3 protein-coding genes and 1 pseudogene are annotated in these 2,278 nt (G+C 53.2%); 2 read left to right on the top strand and 2 right to left on the bottom strand.

Annotation, left to right across the window (positions count from 1 at the left end; translation table 11 throughout):
* Positions 1 to 225: 225 nt before the first annotated feature.
* On the top strand, positions 226 to 477 hold the full coding sequence (locus PG898_RS21085) for a type II toxin-antitoxin system Phd/YefM family antitoxin (RefSeq protein WP_032492621.1): 252 nt from the start codon (positions 226 to 228) through the stop codon (positions 475 to 477).
* Complete coding sequence (locus tag PG898_RS21080; protein ID WP_032492620.1) at positions 474 to 728, top strand: Txe/YoeB family addiction module toxin; 255 nt, start codon at positions 474 to 476, stop codon at positions 726 to 728. The genes PG898_RS21085 and PG898_RS21080 overlap by 4 nt, the downstream gene beginning before the upstream one ends.
* 72 nt (positions 729 to 800) lie before the next feature.
* Here the strand turns inward: PG898_RS21080 and aac(6')-Ib are convergent, their stop codons facing one another.
* Both aac(6')-Ib and PG898_RS21070 read right to left on the bottom strand, forming a co-directional pair.
* Positions 801 to 1,394 carry an AAC(6')-Ib family aminoglycoside 6'-N-acetyltransferase gene (gene aac(6')-Ib, locus PG898_RS21075; RefSeq protein WP_049637357.1) on the bottom strand — a complete coding sequence of 198 codons (594 nt, stop codon included), beginning with the start codon at positions 1,392 to 1,394 and terminating at the stop codon, positions 801 to 803.
* A gap of 9 nt (positions 1,395 to 1,403) precedes the next feature.
* Positions 1,404 to 2,192: pseudogene (locus PG898_RS21070) on the bottom strand (AadA family aminoglycoside 3''-O-nucleotidyltransferase); the annotation flags it as partial.
* Between the last annotated feature and the right edge of the window lie 86 nt (positions 2,193 to 2,278).

The raw sequence follows: 2,278 nt of genomic DNA, 5'->3' as shown, positions 1-2,278 counted from the left end.
AAGCAGCTTGCCTTTGAAGGGGCTATCAAAGTAGTTGGTCATAAGAGATCCCGCGGTCTGTGACTTTGCCGTCTAACGTTTGAAATAAGGGGCGCCGAGCGCCAGCGAGGGGAGCCAAAAGCTTGCTTTTGGCCGTCCCGACTTGATTGAAGGGTTGGGCGTTTTTTTGCCTCGCCTTCGAGTTGCTCTTGTTGTACAATTTTCTGTACATGTACGGAGGATGTTATGGACGCTATCACTTACACACACGCCCGCGCCAACCTGGCTGGAACCATGGATCGTGTTTGCAACGATCATGAGCCGGTGATCATCACACGTAACGGCGACCAATCGGTTGTGATTCTCTCGCTGGAAGATTTCCAGGCGCTGGAAGAAACTGCGTATCTGCTGCGCAGCCCCGCCAACGCCAAGCGGCTTTTCAAGTCGATCGAGCAACTTGAAGCGGGCCGAGGACAGGCGCGGGAGTTGGCCGAATGAGATTAATTTTTTCCGATGATGCATGGGAAGATTATCTGTTCTGGCAAAAACAAGACCGCCGCATGGTTGATCGAATTAACAAGCTAATTAAAGAAACCACCCGAGAGCCTTTCTCTGGAGTGGGCAAGCCAGAGCCATTAAAACATGCTTTGGCCGGTTATTGGTCTCGTCGAATTACGGATGAGCACCGAATGGTTTACAAAGTGGCGGATGATGCCCTTTGGATCGTTCAACTCAAGTACCACTACTGAAAAGACGCCCAACGTTTGACATGAGGGGCGGCCAAGGGCGCCAGCCCTTGGACGTCCCCCTCGATGGAAGGGTTAGGCATCACTGCGTGTTCGCTCGAATGCCTGGCGTGTTTGAACCATGTACACGGCTGGACCATCTGGGGTGGTTACGGTACCTTGCCTCTCAAACCCCGCTTTCTCGTAGCATCGGATCGCTCGCAAGTTGCTCGGCGACGGGTCCGTTTGGATCTTGGTGACCTCGGGATCATTGAACAGCAACTCAACCAGAGCTCGAACCAGCTTGGTTCCCAAGCCTTTGCCCAGTTGTGATGCATTCGCCAGTGACTGGTCTATTCCGCGTACTCCTGGATCGGTTTCTTCTTCCCACCATCCGTCCCCGCTTCCAAGAGCAACGTACGACTGGGCATACCCAATCGGCTCTCCATTCAGCATTGCAATGTATGGAGTGACGGACTCTTGCGCTAAAACGCTTGGCAAGTACTGTTCCTGTACGTCAGCAAGTGTCGGGCGTGCTTCTTCTCCGCCCCACCACTCGACGATATGAGATCGATTTAGCCACTCATAGAGCATCGCAAGGTCATGCTCAGTCATGAGGCGCAGTGTGACGGAATCGGTGCTGTTGGTCACGATGCTGTACTTTGTGATGCCTAACTTTGTTTTAGACATCATTGGCGTGGAGCCGAGCAGACTGGCGGCTTCGTGCTTCACAAAGTAAATGAACGCAGTCAACTGATCAGCGCGTGAGGCCAAGCAATCCATCCCTTGTCCAAGGTAAGCCTGCTGGGCTTCAAGCAGCACGGGCTGATGTTGGACGGGCAGGCGTTCCATTACCCAGTTGGCAGCTACATCCTTCGGCGCGATCTTGCCGGTTGCTGCGCTGTACCAAATGCGAGACAAGGTAAGCACTACATTCCGCTCGTCGCCTGCCCAATCCGGTTGTGAGTTCCATAGTTTCAAGGTGTCGGCCAGTGCTTTGAATAGATCGCTTTCCGGGACTGGGTTGAAGAAATCTTCCGCGGCCGAACCTGCCAAGGCAAGGCTGTGTTGCCTTGCTTTAGTTAGCAGAATAGCCAGATCAACATCGGTTGTCGCGGGCTCGAAGATGCCCGCAAGAATGTCCTTGCGCTGCCACTCCCCGAATTGCAGTTCCCGTCTGGCTGGATAACGCCAAGGAACAACATCGCCGTACACGACGATGGTAACTTCCAAGGCACGGAGAGCTTCACTTTGGCCGGGAGAAGCGGAAACTTCCAGGAAATCTACGAACAGAGCCTGCCGCACAGTCTCATCGAGCTGTGCAGTCACAGTAACCAGCAAATCAATATCACTGCATGGCTTCAGGCCACCGTCGAGTGCAGAGCCGTACAAATGCACGGCCAGCAACGTCGATCCCAGATGATGCTCGATGACGTTGAGTGCCTGTGATAGCTGTACCGAAATCTCGGCGGGCACTGCGTTGCTCATGATGTCTAACTCCCAATTTGTGTAGGGCTTATTATGCACGCTTAAAAATAATAAAAGCAGACTTGACCTGATAGTTTGGCTGTGAG

The sequence above is a fragment of the Aeromonas sp. QDB31 genome (assembly GCF_027707605.1).
In the GTDB taxonomy this organism is placed as follows: Bacteria; Pseudomonadota; Gammaproteobacteria; order Enterobacterales; family Aeromonadaceae; genus Aeromonas; species Aeromonas media.
Note: the sequence above shows the minus strand (reverse complement) of the source record. Positions and strands in the feature narration are given on the sequence as shown.